Here is an 18,431-nt window from a genome sequence, read left to right as displayed (position 1 = left end):
CCTACAGCTGCTGACCGACTGATGCAGCTAATAAATACCTAATATTAGGAGGATGAATCATGCTTAGATCGATGTATTCTGGAGTTTCAGGAATGAGAGGCTTCCAAACAAAGCTTGACGTAATTGGTAACAATATTGCAAACGTTAATACGATCGGTTTTAAATCCGGCCGTGTAATGTTTTCGGATATTTTGAGCCAAACCGTTAGTGGTGTAACAGCTCCAGAGGATGGAGTAAGCGGCGGTGTTAATGCGAAGCAAGTAGGTCTTGGTGTTAATATTGCATCTATTGATACGATACATACCGCAGGTAGTGCAATGACAACGAATCGACCAACTGATTTGAGAATCAATGGTGATGGATTCTTCGTGCTGTCAGCAGGCGACGATGCAGAGCAAGTGCTTAGCCGCGCAGGTAACTTTACACTTGATGCTAACCGTCAGCTCGTAAATGGTGATGGACTATTCGTGCTTGATGTTGGTGGTGCACCTATCATTGTAGATGAAGAGGTAACTGCGTTTAGCATCTCACAGGACGGTATGATTGTCGGGGTAACGCCTGACGGCCCTGTTGAAGTTGCACAAATTGGTGTAGCACGTGTCGTTAACCCAGAGGGGCTAGAAAAGCTAGGAGGGAACTTGTACCGCATGACGGTCAATGCGAATCCAGATGGCGAGATTGAGATCGTAGCTCCTAATGATGCAGAGCTTGGTACAGGTGGCATCATCGCTGGTCAGCTTGAAATGTCAAACGTTGACTTAACAAGTGAATTTACAGAAATGATTGTTGCTCAGCGTGGATTCCAGGCGAACTCAAGAATCATTACTACTTCCGATGAAATTCTACAAGAGGTTGTAAATCTTAAGCGATAAGTAATGTAGGTTGAAGGGGGATCCATTGATCCCCCTCTAAGCTAGGAGGCTGCTAATGATTACACTAACGCGCTTAAACGGTCGATCAGTAACCATTAACGCACTTCTCATTGAGTTTGTTGACGAAGCCGCTGATACGGTAATTACGCTAACGACTGGAAACAAAATAGTAGTAAAAGAATCTGCTGCTGAAATTATAGCGCTCAATCAGCAGTTTCTTCAAACAATCGGCCTAATTACTGCGGCCCAAAAGAGTCAAGAATAAAGGAGTCTTTGCCATGAAAAAGATGCTGCCGTGGTTAATAACTATTCTACTTTCAATTACATTAATAGCTGTAGTAGGAATCGTCGTGTATAAGACGATGTTTGATGATTCGAGCTCAGCACTCGCAAGCAACAAACCAGTAGAGGTTGAAGTTCTCAGCGCAGAAAAAAGAGTTGAAGTAACCTCTACATTGACAGATTTCCGTAGAAATTTGAAAGATTCACAATATGTAGTGAGCATAAACTTTGCCTTCCAGCTTGATGATAAAAAGTCTAAGGAAAGCTTTGACAAGATTCTAGACATAGAAGTGAAGCCAATCATCAGTAGAGTGCTCGCTGATATGACTGCTGATGAGCTGAATGGCTCTCAAGGTGAGGATCAGCTAGAGTCACAGCTGCTGAATCTAATCAACCCTATTTTGCCAAAGGGTAAACTAGTGAAAGTTGAAATTACAGATTTTATGATTGCAAAAATTTAGCTTCTAATGAATTCCTCTAAGGAGGTGAGAGACATGGTTGATGTTTTATCTCAGAATGAGATCGACGCATTACTTGCCGCTTTATCATCAGGTGAGATGGATGCAGAAGATTTGAAGAAGGAAGAACCTACAAGAAAAATTAGTGTATATGACTTTAAGCGTGCAGTACGCTTTTCTAAGGATCATATCCGCAGCTTGACTCGAATTCATGAAAATTTTGCTCGTTATTTAACTACTTATTTTTCAGCTCAATTAAGAACCTTTGTACAAATCAATGTCGTTGATGTAGAGCAATTGCCTTATGATGAATTTATACGATCAATTCCAAAGATGACGATATTAAATATCTTTGAAGCTGAGCCTTTAGAAGGGCGTATGGTACTAGAAGTAAATCCTAACGTAGCCTACGCCATGTTAGATCGCCTGCTTGGTGGTCCAGGAACAGCTCCATCGAAGATGAACGCTCTTACTGAGATTGAAACGATTGTCATGGAAAAGGTTTTTGCTAGAGCGTTTGATAATCTACAAGAAGCTTGGAAAACGGTCATTGATATTAAACCGAAGCTTGAAGCATTGGAGACGAATCCACAGTTTATGCAAATCGTGTCTCCCAATGAAACGATAGCGCTAATCTCTTTTAGTACAAAAATTGGGGACACAACAGGGATGATTAATCTTTGTATTCCGCATGTTGTACTAGAACCAATTATGCCAAGACTGTCTGTACATCATTGGTTTGTTTCACAAAAGAAGGAGCGCATACCAGAGGAAGTTGAAATCCTTGAGCATCGTGTGAAGAAGACTAAACTACCAATCATTGCTGAACTTGGAGAGGCAACCATTACGATTCAGGAGTTTTTGGGCTTAGCTCAAGGTGACGTATTAACGCTTAACAAACCAGTTGATGAAGGACTTAAGATAAAAGTAGGAGAAAAGCTGAAATTTATTGGAAGTCCAGGCTCGATAAGGGATCGCATAGCGATTCAAATTGATGAGATTGTAAACGAAGGAGCGGAAGAAGACTATGACGAGTAAAGATTATTTATCTCAGGAGGAAATCGATGCATTGCTTCGTCAATCCTCAGGTGAGCCCGAGCATAGTGACATGACTCCTGCAGAAGCAGAAGAGGTCGTCTTAGAGGATTACCTGTCTACGCTAGAGCAGGATGCTTTAGGTGAGATTGGAAATATTACGTTCGGCAGTGCAGCAACTGCATTGTCAACTTTATTAGGTAGAAAGGTAGATATTACGACTCCTTCCGTATCTATCGTTCGTAAAAGCGAGCTTGGTGACGTATTTCCTAAACCGCATGTTGCGGTAAGTGTTGAATATGTTGATGGCTTTGAAGGTATAAATTCATTAGTCATTCGTACGAAAGACGCACAAGTAATCGCAGATTTAATGCTTGGTGGAGAAGGAGAAGTAACTGACCAAGAGCTGAATGAAATCCATATTTCAGCAGTTCAAGAAGCAATGAACCAAATGATGGGATCTTCTGCTACGTCGATGTCGACGATATTTAACCGACTAGTAAATATATCGCCGCCTGGAATAAATATATTAGATGTAACAAGCGGAGATGGCATTGATCATCTTCCACCAGAAGATATTATGATCAAAATTTCCTTCCATTTAACGATTGGAGATTTAATAGATTCTACAATTATGCAGCTGCTTCCAATTTCTTTTGCGAAGCAAATGGTCGCAACACTGATGGGTACGGATACGGAGCCGATGGATGTTACTCCGGCCCCTGTTCAGGAGACAACTCCACCTGCGCCAGCGCCAATGGCTGTACCGCCAGTAGCGCCAGCAGCTCAAGTAGAGCAGCAGCAGCCAATGGGTAATACATTCCATGCCCCACAACAGGATATGTTTGCTCAGCCAGCGCCAGCGCCTGCGATGAATTATGATCAGCATCAACAAACGAACATGAATCGCAACGTAAATGTTCAACCTGTACAGTTTGCGAATTTTAATCAAGCACCATATACGCAAACCGATGGGACAAATCTTAATTTACTACTCGACATACCATTGAAGGTCACTGTAGAATTAGGTAGGACCCAGAAGCAAATAAAAGATATCCTTGAGCTTTCTCAAGGCTCAATTATTGAGCTGGACAAGCTAGCAGGTGAACCAGTCGATATTCTTGTTAACAACAAGCTCATTGCAAAAGGCGAGGTTGTTGTCATCGACGAGAACTTTGGTGTTCGTGTTACAGATATCGTGAGTCAATGGGACAGAATTCAAAAACTACAATAACGGATTTCTAGGAGGAAGAAAGATGTCTAATCGTATTCTAATTGTTGATGATGCTGCTTTTATGCGAATGATGATTCGTGATATTTTAAGCAAAAATGGTTATGAGGTAGTTGGTGAAGCACCAGACGGTGCTCAAGCTATTGAGAAATTTAAGGAATTGAAGCCAGACCTAATTACGATGGATATTACGATGCCAGAGATGGATGGGATTTCAGCATTGAAGGAAATCCGTAAAATTGATGCAAATGCAAAAGTTATTATGTGCTCTGCGATGGGTCAGCAAGCTATGGTTATTGACGCGATCCAAGCAGGTGCGAAAGATTTCATCGTTAAGCCATTCCAAGCTGATCGAGTAATCGAAGCTATTAAGAAAACACTAGGCTAATGAGTAAGTTTAATATTCGTTCGTATGTGCTAAAAATCGCTAGTAGTAGCTTACTATTCATAACTCTTCCAAACATCGCTGTTGCTGCTTCAAGTAACAGCGAGCAAGGAAGTGGCTTGGCAAGCGATGGGTCTCCAGCGTTTCAACAGACGAACATCGTGTTCGATGTTATTAAGGTATTTGTAGCTTTAGCAATCGTCATTGCGCTTTTAATGATCACTGTAAAGTGGCTGTCTAAAAGAAATCGTGCCTGGGGTAATCAACGTGGCATGCGTTCTCTTGGAGGAGTTAGTCTCGGACAAAATAGCTCAATGCAAGTGATTGAGGTTGCAGATCGAATCTACATCGTAGGTGTGGGTGAATCTGTTACTTTGCTAGACAAAGAAGTAGACCCTGATAAGGTTGCGCAAATCATTGCAGCATTAGAATTAGCAGAGCAAAGCAACATTAGCTTCAGCTCACTCAAGCAATTCGTTGCATCGCGTAAGAAACAGTCTGATTCCACGAATGCTTCGGATGAAATGTGGAATGATCCACGCTCATTCGAAGACTTATTGCAGACTAAGCTTGATAAGCAAGCAGAGCGCAAGCAAGAGCTTGAGTCTTTATTAAAAGATAAAAAATAATGAATGGTTGATGGACAATGAAAAAAAAGTGGATGCTTATCGTACCATTGATAATGATGTTTTTTGTTTTCTTGGTACCATATGCTCACGCTGAACCGCTTCCTGATATCTCCATTAATATTGGTAATGATGATGCTGATGCTTCAGGGACTAGTACACTCTCTATTTTATTGCTAATCACTGTATTAAGCGTTGCCCCTGCAATTTTGGTGTTAATGACGAGCTTTACTCGAATCGTTATTGTCCTTGGCTTTGTGAAAACATCGATGGGAACGAATACGATACCTCCAGCGCAAGTGCTTGTTGGATTGGCAATGTTTTTAACATTCTTTATCATGGCACCGACATTTAATGAGATTAATCAAGTGGCGCTTCAGCCTTACATTCAAGGTGAGTTGACACAAGAGGAAGCCTTTGAAGAAGCTGCAAAGCCTATGAAAAAGTTTATGTTTAATCATACGCGTGAAAAGGATCTCCTATTGTTCATGAATTATACAGGGGAAGAAAAGCCATCATCGTATGAGGAGATTCCAATTACGACATTGATTCCAGCCTTCGCGATAAGTGAATTGAAGACGGCATTCCAGATGGGCTTTATGATTTTTATCCCATTTTTAATTATTGATATGATTGTTTCGAGTACACTTATGGCGATGGGGATGATGATGCTACCACCGATCATGATCTCGCTGCCTTTCAAAATACTATTGTTTATATTAGTAGATGGCTGGTATCTCATTGTACGTTCATTACTACTAAGCTTTAACCCTTAAAGCTAGATCAGGAGGGGGAAATATTGAGTGCAGATTTTATTATAGGGATAGCTGGACAAGCTGTATTTACTGTATTGAAAGCAGCCGCACCTATGCTCGTTCTTGCACTAGTGACTGGTTTAGTAGTAAGTGTGTTTCAGGCGACAACCCAGATCCAAGAACAGACTTTAGCGTTTGTACCGAAGATCGTTGCAGTATTGTTAGCGGTAGTCATATTCGGACCGTGGATTCTCAATACGGTTGTCGACTTCACGTATACGATATTTAATAATCTGCACCATTATATCGGTTAGGCTGTGAATTCGATGACAGATGTATTTTTAGAGGCAGTCCCTATTTTTTTGTTAATATTTTGTCGAGTAACAGCTTTTTTCGTCGTAACACCGATCTTTAATCACAGAAATGTTCCGGCGATATTTAAGATTGGGCTCGGCTTTTTTATTTCCCTGCTAATCGTAACCGTGCACGGTCCTAGTCAGGCGATGATTATAGATATTCAATATTTCTTGCTTGTCATAAGAGAAGTGCTTATCGGACTTATGATGGGGTTTATTGTGTATCTGTTTTTTGTTACGGTACAAACTGCAGGTGGGATCATCGACATGCAGATCGGTTTCGCAATGGCGAACATCGTAGACCCTGTATCGGGTGTATCGGTACCATTGCTCGGTAATTTTAAGTATATGCTTTTGCTTGTCGTGTTCTTAATGATGAATGGACATCACTTCTTACTTACTGGATTGATGGACAGCTACTTGTATATCCCGATTGAAAATCAATGGTTTTCTAGAATGGGAGATGGAAGCTTAGCCCAATTTTTAACAAACGCCGTCATTTCCAGCATAGTAATCGGAGTTCAAGTTGCGTTGCCGATAATGGTTGCAATGTTCATTACAGATGTTGGGCTTGGCTTCTTAGCAAAGACAGCCCCTCAATTTAATGTGTTTGTTATTGGTTTTCCAGTAAAAATTATGCTTGGTTTATTATTAATTTTCTTGTTAATGCCAGGCATGGCAGTGATCTTCGAGAAAATCTTTACGGTTATGTTTAACTCGCTAGAGCAATTTTTCGGTGTGGTGCAAGGTCCGCCTGCATAAAGAATGGAGGCAAAACAGTGCGTAAATATCGTTTAGTTGTAGATCTACAGCTATTCAATCAAGAAAAAACAGAGAAGGCAACCCCTAAGAAGAAACAGGACTCACGAAAAAAAGGACAGGTTGCCAAATCCCAAGAGCTTCCATCCGCGTTGATTCTTACACTGTGCTTCGCATCCTTTATGATGCTCGGAGATTACTATAAAACACATTTTACGAATTTATTTCATGATTTGTTTGAAAATTGGTTAACGATGGAAGTCACGATTACAAACCTTGGTGATTTCTTTATCAACGTTATACTTCAGGTGCTGCTAATTATCGCTCCTATACTTGCGATCGTCATGATCACTGGCGTTATTGGCAATGTTGTGCAGTTTGGATTTCTATTAACGAACGAACCGTTAAAGGTTCAATTAAAAAAACTAAATCCGATCGAAGGCTTTAAGCGTATTTTTTCTATGCGCAGTCTTGTAGAGTTCGCTAAAAGCTTATTAAAGGTTATTATCATTGCTGTAGTTGTTTTTTCGATAATAAGCAATGAATGGGGAACAATTACAGGGTTAGGCCTTCAGCCTATTGAAACTGTAGTATCTTATCTAGCATCTCTCGTTATACGAATGGGTGTAACTACAGGGGCTATATTAATCGTACTGGCATTTTTAGACTTTTTATATCAAAAATATGAGCACGCAAAAAGTATTCGAATGTCAAAGCAAGATATCAAAGATGAGCATAAGAAATCTGAAGGTGACCCGTTAATAAAACGAAAAATCCGGGAAAAGCAATTGCGAATGGCAATATCGCGAATGATGCAGGAGGTCCCTAATGCAGACGTCGTTATTACGAACCCTACACATTTTGCTGTTGCATTGAAATATGATGCTGCAAATATGGAAGCACCGGTCGTTGTCGCGAAAGGGATGGATCATCTTGCTCTTAAAATTAAAGAGGTTGCAAAAGAGCATGATGTAATAACGATGGAAAATAAGCCACTTGCACGTGCTTTATACAGTCAAACAGAAATAGGAGATGCAATTCCTGCTGATCTGTTTCAGGCTGTGGCAGAGGTGCTGGCATATGTATATAAGATTAGAGGTAGGAAGCATGCTAAATAATAATGTAAGGGAGGGAACATCATGAAGTTAAAAGAGCTCATTATAACGTGTGGAATTATCGGGATAATTCTCATGATGATCGTACCGCTCCCAGTTCTATTAATTGACTTTCTTCTAATCGTTAATATTACGATGGCGATCACGATTCTACTTGTAGCTATGAATACAAAGTCAGCTTTGGACTTCTCGATATTCCCAGCGATTCTACTCGTTACAACAATATTCCGACTCGCGCTTAGTATTTCTACCACTAGAAACATACTAACCCATGCAGAAGGCGGAGCTGTCATTGAAACGTTTGGTCAATGGGTAGGCGGAGGCCAGGTTGTTATTGGCTTTATCGTGTTTTTAATTCTCGTGGTCGTTCAATTTATCGTCATTACCAAAGGTTCAGAGCGTGTCGCTGAGGTAGCAGCTCGCTTTACACTTGATGCAATGCCAGGTAAGCAGATGAGTATCGATGCGGACTTGAACTCTGGACTTATTAATGAGCAGGAAGCGAAAGAACGCCGTTCCACCATCGAGCGAGAAGCTGACTTTTATGGAGCAATGGATGGTGCGAGTAAGTTTATTAAGGGTGATGCAATTGCCACGATCATCATGATGATTATTAACCTGATCGGCGGTTTCATTATCGGTATGGCTATGATGGGCTTAAGCTTCGGAGAAGCATCAACGACGTTCACAATTCTAACAATCGGTGATGGTCTTGTTGCTCAAATTCCTGCGTTGTTGATCTCAACAGCTTCAGGCTTAATTGTTACTCGTTCAGCATCGGAAGGAAATTTGGCAGAGGATATTACTGGTCAGCTGTTCAAATATCCTAAGCTGCTATATGTAGCAGCAGCAACGATTGCCGTATTAGGCTTAACACCTATTGGAATACTTAGAACATGGCCGTTTGCTATTGGACTTGCGATCGCCGGTTATTTACTTAGTCGTTCACAGCTTAAAAAGGCAGAACAGGATGAATTGCTTGTTGAAGAACAGCAAATCGAAGAGGTTAGAAGTCCAGAAAGCGTCATAAGCTTGCTATCGGTAGACCCAATCGAATTTGAATTTGGCTATGGCTTAATTCCTTTAGCTGATACGCAGCAGGGTGGAGATCTACTAGATCGGATCATTATGATCAGACGACAGTGTGCGCTTGAGCTAGGACTTGTCGTACCTGTTATTAGAATACGAGATAACATTCAGCTTAAACCGAATGAATATGTCATTAAAATAAAAGGGAATACGGTTGCCAGAGGAGAATTGCTTCTTAATCACTACTTGGCTATGAGCCCAGGTTATGATGATGAATCGATTCACGGCATCGAAACAACTGAGCCGGCATTTGGATTGCCAGCGATATGGATTGATGAGATGACGAAGGAACGAGCGGAGCTGTCTGGTTACACGGTCGTTGATCCACCATCCGTTGTGGCTACACATCTAACGGAAATCGTTAAGCGTCATGCACATGAGCTCATTGGACGTCAAGAAACGAAGGCACTGGTAGAGAATGTGAAGGCAAATTATCCTGCACTTGTAGAAGATTTAATTCCAGGTGTAATGTCCATCGGTGACGTGCAAAAAGTGTTGACGAAGCTTCTCCAAGAAAAAGTTTCGATTCGCGATCTAGTTACGATCTTCGAGACATTGGCAGACTATGGTCAATATTCGAAGGATACCGATATTTTAACGGAATATGTAAGACAGGCTCTATCAAGACAAATTACACAGCAATATGCACCAGGTGGCCAATCCTTGCGAGTCATCACGCTAGGTGCGCAGCTGGAGAAGAAAATCATTGAATCCGTACAGCAAAATGATCAAGGCAGCTATGTATCTCTTGATCCTGTATCATCACAGCAAATTTTTCAACGTCTCACCGAGCAAGTCAATCGTTTGCTGCAATCAGGTCAACAGCCTATTGTACTGACTTCGCCAACCATTCGTATGTATTTGAGACAAATTGTTGCTCGCACGATGCAGGATTTGCCGATTATTTCCTATAGTGAGCTTGAGCCGAATATTGAAGTACAGAGCGTTGGGGTGGTTAATCTGTGAGAGTGAAAAAATATGTCGTAGACGCAATGTCAGATGCAGTTCCGCTCATAAAAAGTGAATTAGGCAAGGATGCAGTCATTCTTGAATCTAGAGAGATTAAAGTCGGCGGTTTTATGGGGATGTTTCGTAAACGTAAGCTGGAGGTCATGGCTGCAGTTGAACCAAATTCAGCAAAGCCTGAAACAAAGCCTAAGCCGAGTAATTCAGCTTTAGATGATATCGATGTTGATCAAGTGATCGAGCAGATCCTGAAGGCTTCCAAAAAAACGAAACCTCAGGACAATGAAAATCCTTCTGCTCCTCCTGCTGCTTTGGCTACGAATAAAAGTAGCAAGGCGATACCCTCAGCAACTGATGGGGCAGCGTCGTTTGCATCACGCTTGTATAATACTGGATCAACCGTAACGAATCCAGTGGACGAGGGCGGCGAGGAAGTAGGCAGCGTGGTTGCTAATCACCTTGAGTCGAAGGTTCCAACACCAAAAGCTACAGCTGCAAAGGAAGCTTCAAACACATCGAATGATATGACACCGACGGAACAATTTATTGTTAATGAGTTAAAAAGCTTGAGATTAGAAATGGTCAGACTATCACAAAAAGACAACGAGGATCGTGAGCCATCAGAAGCTATTATTGCTCTAAAATCGAGATTACAAGAGCAGGAGCTTGACGAGCAATGGATTGATCTGCTGTTCGAGGAGCTTTTGCAGCTAGAAGAGGAAGCTGGTGTTGCGCTAGATACGAATCAAGTGTGGCATCTTACGAAAGAAAAGCTGAAGGAATGGTTATTTCCATATCAGAAATCTACGCTAGCACCTACGAGTCAATTGGTTCAGTTTGTTGGACCAACAGGTGTCGGGAAAACGACGACCATTGCAAAGCTTGCGGCAAATTATTCGATCAAAGAAGGTAAGAAGCTAGGACTCATTACTGCTGATACTTATCGAATTGCTGCTGTAGAGCAGCTTCGGACATATGCCAATATACTCAATCTACCGCTAGAGGTTGTGTTCTCTCCGCTTGAGCTAGAGCGAGCAATTACAGCACTGGAGCATACTGAGCTAATATTTATGGATACGGCAGGTCGTAACTACAGTAGTGATCTACATGTATCTGAGGTTAACAGTTTACTACCGCGTAATGAACAGAGTGAGTCGGTACTTGTGCTCAGTCTTACAGGTAGGACGGCAGATATGAGAATTATTGCTGAAAAATTCAGTAAATACGGCGTGAGAAAAGTTGTATTTACAAAGCTTGATGAGACGCAGGTGTACGGTTCGATCTTTAATATGGTTATGCAATATGGACTCATGCCGCTATTTATTACAAGTGGTCAAAATGTACCTGACGATATTGCACCATTCGAATTGAACAAGTATATTGAGCTTTTACTAGGAGATTCTCATCATGAATGACCAAGCAGAAGCATTAAGAAAATTAGTTAAGCAGCACTCAGCTCAATATAACGAAGAAAAAACCAAATTTATTTCCGTTACTAGCGGTAAAGGCGGTGTTGGGAAATCAAACTTCAGCCTGAACTTTAGCATCGCCTTGCAGCGGTTCGGAAAAAAGGTACTCGTTATCGATGCTGATATTGGAATGGCCAATATCGATGTGCTCATGGGTACAAGCTCTCGATATAATCTGTATCACCTTGTAAAAAATGAAAAGACGATTTGGGATATTATTAGTGTTGGGCCTGAAGGACTTCATTATATTGCTGGTGGCTCAGGTCTGCTAGAGCTTGTGAGACTATCGGATGATGAGGTTAATCGTTTTGGTACTGAAATTATGAAGCTGCAAGGACATTATGACTATATCATCTTTGATACTGGTGCAGGGCTGTCTAAGGAAACCGCTCAATTTATTACTGCTTCTGACGAGACCATTGTTGTTACGACACCAGAACCAACATCGATTACGGATGCATATGCCCTAATTAAGATGGTGCATTCGATTGATGCATCTGTACAATTTAAGATGGTCGTGAATCGATCTGGTGATCGCTCTGAAGGCGAACGAACAGCTGCAAGCATAGCAAGTGCAACGAAGAGATTCCTGAATGTTGATTTGCCGTCAATTGGCAACATATACGATGACCCTCACGTTTCTAAATCAGTTAAGAAGCAAATGCCGCTACTTGTTATATTTCCTGAAAGTGATGCAGCAAAGTCAATTATCGCAATTGCGAAGGAATATTTAAATATACCTTCTAATAGCTCTTCAACTGGTATTAAAGGATTTTTACATAAACTGCTGAAGCGTACTAGATAATCCTTAAGATGGAGGCGAGGTTAATGGAGCCATATCGTGTGTTAGTTGTCGATGACTCAGCCTTTATGAGAAAAATCATTACAGATTTAATAGAGAAAGATTCACAGTTTAAAGTAGTAGGTACTGCTCAAAATGGAATAGAAGCTGTGACTAGTGTAGAGACGTCTAATCCAGATGTCATTACGCTTGATCTCGAAATGCCGATGATGAATGGTATTGATGCTATGCAGCATATTTTGAAAAAGCATAAGCTGCCGATCATTATGCTATCTGGCATAAGTGAGGCTAATACGCGCGATACGATAAAGGCGCTGCAATTTGGTGCTTTTGATTTTATTCGTAAGCCTACGATGGTAGGAGCGAATGCGCAGGATATTCATTCAGTCGGCGAGGTTCTGATAGAAAAGTTAAAAATCGCAGTATTAACACGTCGAAAGAAAACTGCGACGACGAACCAATCGACATTGTTCTCAAAAATAGAAAATAAAAAAACAGATTATTCTGCAGAATCTGCGTCAAATCTCCTGAAAGATGATAGAATTATAGGTAAAAAGACTATAAAAAAATCTGCCGAGCCAAAAACTCACCTAGAGCAAAGCACGCCACTCAAACAGACAAACATGCCTGCAAAGTTGGATGAAGTGAAGGTCACAGTACCACCGCCGGCTCCTAAACACGTAGAAGTGGAAAGCGTGAGTAAAGCGAAGAGCAGAAAATCTATCAATATCGGAAGCATTGCTTCTATCATTGCAATTGGAACGTCAACTGGTGGTCCAAAAGCACTGCATGAGGTGATTAGTCATCTACCAGCAGATTTAGCTGCACCTGTAGTCATTGTGCAGCATATGCCACCACGATTCACCAAATCGCTTGCACAGCGATTAAATCATTTTAGTGAGCTAGAGGTTTGCGAGGCTGAGCATGGAATGCAGCTTCAAAATGGAAGAGCATACGTTGCTCCCGGTGGCTACCATATGAAAGTAGAGCGTCAGCAGGATCAATATGTCATTAGCTTAAGCAATGAGCCTCCTCGAAATGGTCACAGACCATCGGTAGATGTACTTTTTGAATCACTACTTGATTTCCAGGAGCTGGAACGTCATATCGTTCTAATGACAGGTATGGGGAGCGATGGCGCACAGGGGATGAAGAAGCTGGCGGATCAAGGCGTTGCATCAACCATTGCAGAAGCTGAAGAAAGCTGTGTGGTATATGGTATGCCGCGTTCAGCAGTTGAACTCGGAGCTGCAAGTAAAGTGCTTCCTCTGTCACATATTGCACCTGAATTAATGAAACTAGTGTTGAAACATTAGCAGTACAAACTTTTAGGAGGTGTCATGTTATGGATATGAATGCTTACTTATCAATGTTTATTGACGAATCAAATGATCACCTGCAGGCTTTGAATGACAATCTGATGAGACTTGAAAGCTCACCAGAGGATATCTCAATTGTGCAGGATATATTCAGATCAGCACATACATTAAAAGGAATGTCCGCAACGATGGGCTTTGAGGATTTGGCGTCGTTGACCCACGAGATGGAAAACGTGCTTGACCTCGTTCGTAATGATAAGCTAAAAATGGACAGCTTTATATTTGATACATTGTTTCAAGGTTTGGATGCACTAGAATCGATGGTTGAGGATGTTGTTCAAGGGGGAACAGGTAAGTCAGATGTTACCCATATCGTTAACAATCTCGCTAATATCGTGAAGGGCGACTACAAAAACAGTTCAACTGAGCCAGCGGCATCAGCATCTACTTCTGCAGCAGGCCAGGAAAACGGCGGATTGCTAGATCAATATCAATCCTCTGTTTTGAAGCAGTCCATACAAAGTGGTCTTCAAGTTTTCTATATTAAAGTAACCCTTACAGAAAGCTGTGTACTCAAGGCTGCACGTTCTTATATGGTTTTTGATGTGCTTGAGAATACGGGCGAGGTCATAAAGTCAGAGCCTTCCGTTGAGGATTTAGAGCAAGAAAAATTCGACCGATCGTTTACGGTTTTTACTATTAGCTCGGTTAGCCCGGAAGAGTTGACTTCGAAGATTAATAGTATTTCTGAGATTGAGACAGTTGAAGTATTGCCGCTAGATGAGGAATCTCTTGCTACGCTATCTAGTGCTGGTACACAAGCAGCTGCAGCAGTAGAAGCGCCAGCAGCACCAGTTAAGACTGAAAAAGCTGAGGTTAAGTCTGCAGATGAGCAGAAAAAACCAGCTGTCAAAGCGCCTGTTGCTAACCGTACGATTCGCGTTGACATTGATCGACTTGATGCGTTAATGAATTTATTCAGCGAAATGTTGATCGATCGTGTACGCCTAGAGCAGCTTGCAAGTGAGGTTAAACGACAAGATTTAACCGATACGGTAGAGCATATGGCACGTGTAAGCTCAGACCTGCAAAATATTGTATTAAAACTTCGCATGGTACCAGTGGATACTGTGTTTAATCGTTTCCCTCGTATGATTCGAGATCTAGCTAAATCTCTGGATAAGAAAATCGATCTGATCATCACTGGAGCTGATACAGAGCTTGATCGTACAGTTATCGATGAAATCGGTGATCCGCTTGTTCACTTACTTCGGAACTCGGTTGACCACGGTATAGAGACTGTTGCAGAGCGAGTTGCAGCTGGTAAGTCAGAGACTGGTACGGTACACTTACGTGCTTTCCATAGTGGAAACCATGTATTTATCGAGGTTGAAGAAGACGGAAAAGGCATTAATGCTAAAAAAGTACTGGAAAAAGCAATTAGCAAAGGTGTCGTAAAGCCAGAAGATGCTGGAAAACTATCTATTGATGAAATTAACAACCTCATATTCTCAGCAGGCTTTAGTACAGCTGATGTTATCTCAGATATATCTGGACGCGGTGTAGGTCTGGACGTAGTACGTACTAAAATCACATCATTAGGCGGGAACGTTACCGTAACATCTGTAGAAGGAAAGGGAACGAAGTTCTCCGTTCAACTACCGTTAACACTTTCTATCATTTCTGCTATGCTCATTAAGCTTGGAGATGAAAAATATGCTATACCTCTTTCTTCCATTGTTGAGACAGCTATTATTCAGCGCTCCAGCATATTAATGGTTCATGGCAATCCGATGATTAAGTTTAGAAATGCAGTTATTCCACTTATTTCTTTATCTAAGCTATTCGAATCGCCAAGCTATTCCGAGGAGCATGAAGAAGAACACGAAATTATCGTTATACATAAAGGCGATAAGTGGGCAGCCGTCGTTATTGATGAATTTATAGGTCAAAGTGAAATTGTATTGAAAACTCTTGGTAAGTACTTAACTAATATTTCTGGAGTTTCAGGCGCTACGATATTAGGTGATGGACAAGTTGCTCTAATCGTAGATCCAAATGCTTTAATAAAATAAGGAGGGGTTATGATGAGTGAAGAGTTGAAAGTTATCGTTTTTGGTATAGCAAATGAGGAATATGGCATCGAGGTAGATAAGGTTCGAACGATCGAACGTATGATGCCAATTACACGCGTTCCTAAAACGCCTTCCTTTATTAAAGGGGTAATTAATCTTCGAGGCATCGTTGTTCCCGTCATGAATTTAAGTGGACGCTTCAACCTTCCTGAGACAGAAGTAACCGAGCACACACGAATTATCGTCGTCGCAGTCAATGAAATGGAAGTTGGTTTTATTGTAGATTCTGCGAATGATGTAATCGATATTGATTCTGATATTATTGATACACCGCCAGAGATCGTTGGTGGAATTCAGGCAAAATATTTAGATGGCATTGCTAAAATCGGTGAAGATCGTCTGCTTATTATGCTAAATCTTTCTGAGGTACTAAACAAATCAGAAATTGTACAGCTCGAGCAGTTAGAGGTGTGAGCCTTGGCCAATTACAATCGTTTTGAAGCGTTCGAGATGGATGTTTTGAAGGAAGTTGGTAACATAGGTGCAGGTAATGCAGCAACGGCAATGTCTACGTTGCTTAATAAGCCAATTGATATGTCAGTGCCAAGTGTACAATTGCTTCCTTTTGAAGAGGTGGCCGAGCGTGTGGGCGGCTCTGAACAAATCGTAATTGCTGTGTTTTTGCGTGTTGAGGGAGATGTTCCAGGCAACATGTTTTTCATCATGCAGGAGCACTATGCACTGCAGTTGATGAAGCAATTGCTGCCTAAAGAGCATTTAGATGATGGCACATATTCTGAGTTGGAACTGTCAACCCTATGTGAGATTGGTAATATCCTTGCTGGTTCATACCTTTCCTCACTTGCAGATTTTACACAGCTGCAATTACTGCCTTCAGTCCCTTCGATTGCTCATGATATGGCAGGAGCAATTCTAAGCTACGGGTTAATGCAGTATGGTGAGATGGGTGACTCCGCACTTCTTATAGAGACTAGCTTTCTAGAGGATTGCAAGTCGTTAGAGGGACACTTCTTTCTTATTCCTGATCCAAACTCATTCGACATTATATTTCGAGCATTAGGAGTCAGGCTGGGATGATCAGTGAACTTCTAATAAAGGTAGGAATGGCTGATTTGAATACAGCGGCGAATGGTGAGCATCTAAAAACAACAGGTTTAGGCTCTTGTGTTGGATTAACATTGTTTGATCCAACGAAGCATGTTGCTGGAATGGCACATGTTATGCTCCCATCATCTAGCATAGCAAGAGAAGCTCCCATTAATGTCGCTAAATATGCAGATACGGCAATACCTGAACTCATAGAAAGAATGCTGGCACTTGGTGCGAATGTAAGTCGCTTACAAGCGAAAATGGCCGGTGGTTCGCAAATGTTCACTTTACCTGGTCAGACCGATTCCTTGCGAATTGGTCCAAGGAATGTTGAATCCTGCTTAATGATGCTGGAGCAGTATAGCATTCCTTTAATCTCACAGGATACTGGTGGTAATTTTGGTCGAACGATCGAGCTGAGCTCCAAAAGCGGAATGCTTACGATTCGCAGTGTGCAGCATGGGATAAAGGAGATTTAAAATGTATGGAAGCTGGCGTTGGAATTTAGGATTTGGTATCTTTGGTCTTCTTGCAGTCTTTTTTATTGGTCTATCCAATAACCCATGGGCAGTCTCGTTATTGCGAGGGGTATATGCATGTATTGCATTCTTTCTACTAGCCTATCCGTTACGCTACATACTCGGTTTGCTGCTAAGTACAAACGAAGCCCCTGTTATTGACGAAGTTCAGGATGAGGACGAGCAAGCACTCTCCGGTAATACAGTAAACTATGTAACTCCGGATAGTGAGGAGGATCTGAATGCTTTACTGCGGGATCAACTAGCGCCCGGCAGTTCGGAGGGAAAGTCTGAGCCATTAGCTAATAATGAAAAGACGGAGCAATTTAAACCTTTGAACCCAACGAAGCTTGTGTCGACAGATAATATCCAAGCAGAACAGCTGACCAAAGCAGTACGTCATCTAACAGGAGAGTGAGATAATGAAAGATCAAAAAGTTTCTCACCTTACTAATCTTCATTTATGGCAAGCATGGCGTGAGCAGGGAGATATTGATGCTAAAAAAAGCCTGATTGAAAATTACTTGCCTCTTGTTGAATATGTAACAAACCGGATGTCGATTGGATTACCGAAAAATGTAATCAAGGAAGACCTTGCAAGTCATGGTGTCATGGGACTCATTGATGCAATTGAAAAGTTCGATTATTTACGAGGATTACAGTTTGAAACCTATGCTTCCTGGCGAATTCGTGGTGCTATAATTGACGGTTTAAGACAAGGAGATTGGGTACCACGATCCGTCAGAGAAAAGGCGAAAAGAATTGAAGAAGCTTATCAAGTACTAGAGCAGAAGCATATGAGATCGGTTACAGATGCTGAAGTCTGCGAATTCCTAGAAATTAACGAGAAAGAATTTGCTGCAATGGTACAAGATGTATCCATTTCAGCAGTCTTCTCATTAGAAGAACCATTACGTGAAGAAGAATCTGAGACAAGAATGTCTCTTTTAATAGATCAATCAGCAAAACAACCTGAATCTACGGTGGACGATGTATTTTTGAAGGCAAGCCTAGAAAAAGGAATTGAGCGGCTTACGGAAAAGGAACGCACGGTCGTTTCATTATTTTACTTCGAGGATCTAAGTTTAAGCGAAATTGCAGAGGTAATGTCACTATCACCATCGAGAATATCACAACTTCATTCCAAAGCAATTCAACGATTAAAAGGAGTTCTGGAGCAGCACAAAGCCGAACTATTTCGTTAAATGG

21 protein-coding genes are annotated in these 18,431 nt (G+C 41.4%); all 21 read left to right on the top strand.

Features of this window, described 5'->3' with window-relative positions:
- Nucleotides 1-59 precede the first annotated feature (59 nt).
- From flgG to M3180_RS01525, 21 genes are read left to right on the top strand one after another with little or no spacing between them, the layout of a single operon-like run.
- Nucleotides 60-872: a flagellar basal body rod protein FlgG gene (gene flgG, locus M3180_RS01625; RefSeq protein WP_251665476.1), complete on the top strand. Its 813-nt coding sequence runs from the start codon at nucleotides 60-62 to the stop codon at nucleotides 870-872.
- A 55-nt stretch (nucleotides 873-927) separates the two neighbouring features.
- On the top strand, nucleotides 928-1,137 hold the full coding sequence (locus tag M3180_RS01620) for a flagellar FlbD family protein (RefSeq protein ID WP_251665475.1): 210 nt from the start codon (nucleotides 928-930) through the stop codon (nucleotides 1,135-1,137).
- Between the two features lie 13 nt (nucleotides 1,138-1,150).
- Nucleotides 1,151-1,615 (top strand): flagellar basal body-associated FliL family protein, encoded by a 465-nt coding sequence (locus M3180_RS01615; RefSeq protein ID WP_251665474.1) that lies wholly within the window; start codon nucleotides 1,151-1,153, stop codon nucleotides 1,613-1,615.
- 33 nt (nucleotides 1,616-1,648) lie between these two features.
- Complete coding sequence (gene fliM / locus M3180_RS01610; RefSeq protein ID WP_251665473.1) at nucleotides 1,649-2,650, top strand: flagellar motor switch protein FliM; 1,002 nt, start codon at nucleotides 1,649-1,651, stop codon at nucleotides 2,648-2,650.
- Nucleotides 2,640-3,881 carry a flagellar motor switch phosphatase FliY gene (gene fliY / locus M3180_RS01605; protein WP_251665472.1) on the top strand — a complete coding sequence of 414 codons (1,242 nt, stop codon included), beginning with the start codon at nucleotides 2,640-2,642 and terminating at the stop codon, nucleotides 3,879-3,881. Before fliM ends, fliY begins: the two co-directional genes overlap by 11 nt.
- A 22-nt stretch (nucleotides 3,882-3,903) precedes the next feature.
- Nucleotides 3,904-4,266, top strand: coding sequence for a response regulator (locus M3180_RS01600; RefSeq protein ID WP_251665471.1), 363 nt, complete (start codon nucleotides 3,904-3,906; stop codon nucleotides 4,264-4,266).
- Nucleotides 4,266-4,892 carry a flagellar biosynthetic protein FliO gene (locus M3180_RS01595; RefSeq protein WP_251665470.1) on the top strand — a complete coding sequence of 209 codons (627 nt, stop codon included), beginning with the start codon at nucleotides 4,266-4,268 and terminating at the stop codon, nucleotides 4,890-4,892. The genes M3180_RS01600 and M3180_RS01595 overlap by 1 nt, the downstream gene beginning before the upstream one ends.
- Nucleotides 4,893-4,909: 17 nt before the next feature.
- Complete coding sequence (gene fliP, locus M3180_RS01590; protein WP_251665469.1) at nucleotides 4,910-5,665, top strand: flagellar type III secretion system pore protein FliP; 756 nt, start codon at nucleotides 4,910-4,912, stop codon at nucleotides 5,663-5,665.
- Nucleotides 5,666-5,688: 23 nt separating this feature from the next.
- On the top strand, nucleotides 5,689-5,958 hold the full coding sequence (gene fliQ, locus M3180_RS01585; protein ID WP_251665468.1) for a flagellar biosynthesis protein FliQ: 270 nt from the start codon (nucleotides 5,689-5,691) through the stop codon (nucleotides 5,956-5,958).
- A gap of 12 nt (nucleotides 5,959-5,970) precedes the next feature.
- Complete coding sequence (gene fliR, locus M3180_RS01580) at nucleotides 5,971-6,762, top strand: flagellar biosynthetic protein FliR (protein ID WP_251665467.1); 792 nt, start codon at nucleotides 5,971-5,973, stop codon at nucleotides 6,760-6,762.
- A gap of 17 nt (nucleotides 6,763-6,779) precedes the next feature.
- Nucleotides 6,780-7,877: a flagellar biosynthesis protein FlhB gene (gene flhB, locus M3180_RS01575; RefSeq protein WP_251665466.1), complete on the top strand. Its 1,098-nt coding sequence runs from the start codon at nucleotides 6,780-6,782 to the stop codon at nucleotides 7,875-7,877.
- 21 nt (nucleotides 7,878-7,898) lie between these two features.
- Nucleotides 7,899-9,929 carry a flagellar biosynthesis protein FlhA gene (gene flhA, locus M3180_RS01570; protein WP_251665465.1) on the top strand — a complete coding sequence of 677 codons (2,031 nt, stop codon included), beginning with the start codon at nucleotides 7,899-7,901 and terminating at the stop codon, nucleotides 9,927-9,929.
- Complete coding sequence (flhF, locus tag M3180_RS01565) at nucleotides 9,926-11,344, top strand: flagellar biosynthesis GTPase FlhF (RefSeq protein ID WP_251665464.1); 1,419 nt, start codon at nucleotides 9,926-9,928, stop codon at nucleotides 11,342-11,344. Before flhA ends, flhF begins: the two co-directional genes overlap by 4 nt.
- Nucleotides 11,337-12,203, top strand: a complete 867-nt coding sequence (locus tag M3180_RS01560) for a MinD/ParA family protein (protein WP_251665463.1) — start codon at nucleotides 11,337-11,339, stop codon at nucleotides 12,201-12,203. The genes flhF and M3180_RS01560 overlap by 8 nt, the downstream gene beginning before the upstream one ends.
- A gap of 23 nt (nucleotides 12,204-12,226) precedes the next feature.
- Nucleotides 12,227-13,516 (top strand): protein-glutamate methylesterase/protein-glutamine glutaminase, encoded by a 1,290-nt coding sequence (locus M3180_RS01555; protein WP_251665462.1) that lies wholly within the window; start codon nucleotides 12,227-12,229, stop codon nucleotides 13,514-13,516.
- Nucleotides 13,517-13,545: 29 nt separating this feature from the next.
- The gene (locus tag M3180_RS01550; RefSeq protein ID WP_251665461.1) at nucleotides 13,546-15,594 is read left to right on the top strand and encodes a chemotaxis protein CheA; all 2,049 of its coding nucleotides are present in this window, start codon (nucleotides 13,546-13,548) and stop codon (nucleotides 15,592-15,594) included.
- 12 nt (nucleotides 15,595-15,606) lie between these two features.
- Entirely contained in the window at nucleotides 15,607-16,068 is a 462-nt protein-coding gene (locus M3180_RS01545) for a chemotaxis protein CheW (RefSeq protein WP_251665460.1), read from the top strand.
- Between the two features lie 36 nt (nucleotides 16,069-16,104).
- Complete coding sequence (locus M3180_RS01540) at nucleotides 16,105-16,692, top strand: chemotaxis protein CheC (protein ID WP_251666336.1); 588 nt, start codon at nucleotides 16,105-16,107, stop codon at nucleotides 16,690-16,692.
- Nucleotides 16,689-17,183, top strand: a complete 495-nt coding sequence (locus M3180_RS01535; protein WP_251665459.1) for a chemotaxis protein CheD — start codon at nucleotides 16,689-16,691, stop codon at nucleotides 17,181-17,183. The genes M3180_RS01540 and M3180_RS01535 overlap by 4 nt, the downstream gene beginning before the upstream one ends.
- Nucleotide 17,184: 1 nt before the next feature.
- A complete protein-coding gene (locus tag M3180_RS01530; RefSeq protein ID WP_251665458.1) occupies nucleotides 17,185-17,640 on the top strand; it encodes a hypothetical protein in 456 nt (151 codons plus the stop codon).
- Nucleotides 17,641-17,644: 4 nt separating this feature from the next.
- Nucleotides 17,645-18,427 (top strand): FliA/WhiG family RNA polymerase sigma factor, encoded by a 783-nt coding sequence (locus M3180_RS01525; protein WP_251665457.1) that lies wholly within the window; start codon nucleotides 17,645-17,647, stop codon nucleotides 18,425-18,427.
- Nucleotides 18,428-18,431: the final 4 nt, after the last annotated feature.

The organism is Paenibacillus camelliae (genome assembly GCF_023715345.1).
GTDB lineage: Bacteria > Bacillota > Bacilli > Paenibacillales > Paenibacillaceae > Pristimantibacillus > Pristimantibacillus camelliae.
The sequence above is the reverse complement of the archived record's forward strand: the minus strand, read 5'-3'. Positions and strand labels throughout refer to the sequence as shown.

Excerpts from the sequence above, each read along its gene's own strand:
- flgG (WP_251665476.1), top strand. The coding sequence starts at position 60 with ATGCTTAGATCGATGTATTCTGGAGTTTCAGGAATGAGAGGCTTCCAA.
- M3180_RS01620 (WP_251665475.1), top strand. The coding sequence starts at position 928 with ATGATTACACTAACGCGCTTAAACGGTCGATCAGTAACCATTAACGCA.
- M3180_RS01615 (WP_251665474.1), top strand. The coding sequence starts at position 1,151 with ATGAAAAAGATGCTGCCGTGGTTAATAACTATTCTACTTTCAATTACA.
- fliM (WP_251665473.1), top strand. The coding sequence starts at position 1,649 with ATGGTTGATGTTTTATCTCAGAATGAGATCGACGCATTACTTGCCGCT.
- fliY (WP_251665472.1), top strand. The coding sequence starts at position 2,640 with ATGACGAGTAAAGATTATTTATCTCAGGAGGAAATCGATGCATTGCTT.
- M3180_RS01600 (WP_251665471.1), top strand. The coding sequence starts at position 3,904 with ATGTCTAATCGTATTCTAATTGTTGATGATGCTGCTTTTATGCGAATG.
- M3180_RS01595 (WP_251665470.1), top strand. The coding sequence starts at position 4,266 with ATGAGTAAGTTTAATATTCGTTCGTATGTGCTAAAAATCGCTAGTAGT.
- fliP (WP_251665469.1), top strand. The coding sequence starts at position 4,910 with ATGAAAAAAAAGTGGATGCTTATCGTACCATTGATAATGATGTTTTTT.
- fliR (WP_251665467.1), top strand. The coding sequence starts at position 5,971 with ATGACAGATGTATTTTTAGAGGCAGTCCCTATTTTTTTGTTAATATTT.
- flhA (WP_251665465.1), top strand. The coding sequence starts at position 7,899 with ATGAAGTTAAAAGAGCTCATTATAACGTGTGGAATTATCGGGATAATT.
- M3180_RS01560 (WP_251665463.1), top strand. The coding sequence starts at position 11,337 with ATGAATGACCAAGCAGAAGCATTAAGAAAATTAGTTAAGCAGCACTCA.
- M3180_RS01555 (WP_251665462.1), top strand. The coding sequence starts at position 12,227 with ATGGAGCCATATCGTGTGTTAGTTGTCGATGACTCAGCCTTTATGAGA.
- M3180_RS01550 (WP_251665461.1), top strand. The coding sequence starts at position 13,546 with ATGGATATGAATGCTTACTTATCAATGTTTATTGACGAATCAAATGAT.
- M3180_RS01545 (WP_251665460.1), top strand. The coding sequence starts at position 15,607 with ATGAGTGAAGAGTTGAAAGTTATCGTTTTTGGTATAGCAAATGAGGAA.
- M3180_RS01540 (WP_251666336.1), top strand. The coding sequence starts at position 16,105 with ATGGATGTTTTGAAGGAAGTTGGTAACATAGGTGCAGGTAATGCAGCA.
- M3180_RS01535 (WP_251665459.1), top strand. The coding sequence starts at position 16,689 with ATGATCAGTGAACTTCTAATAAAGGTAGGAATGGCTGATTTGAATACA.
- M3180_RS01530 (WP_251665458.1), top strand. The coding sequence starts at position 17,185 with ATGTATGGAAGCTGGCGTTGGAATTTAGGATTTGGTATCTTTGGTCTT.
- M3180_RS01525 (WP_251665457.1), top strand. The coding sequence starts at position 17,645 with ATGAAAGATCAAAAAGTTTCTCACCTTACTAATCTTCATTTATGGCAA.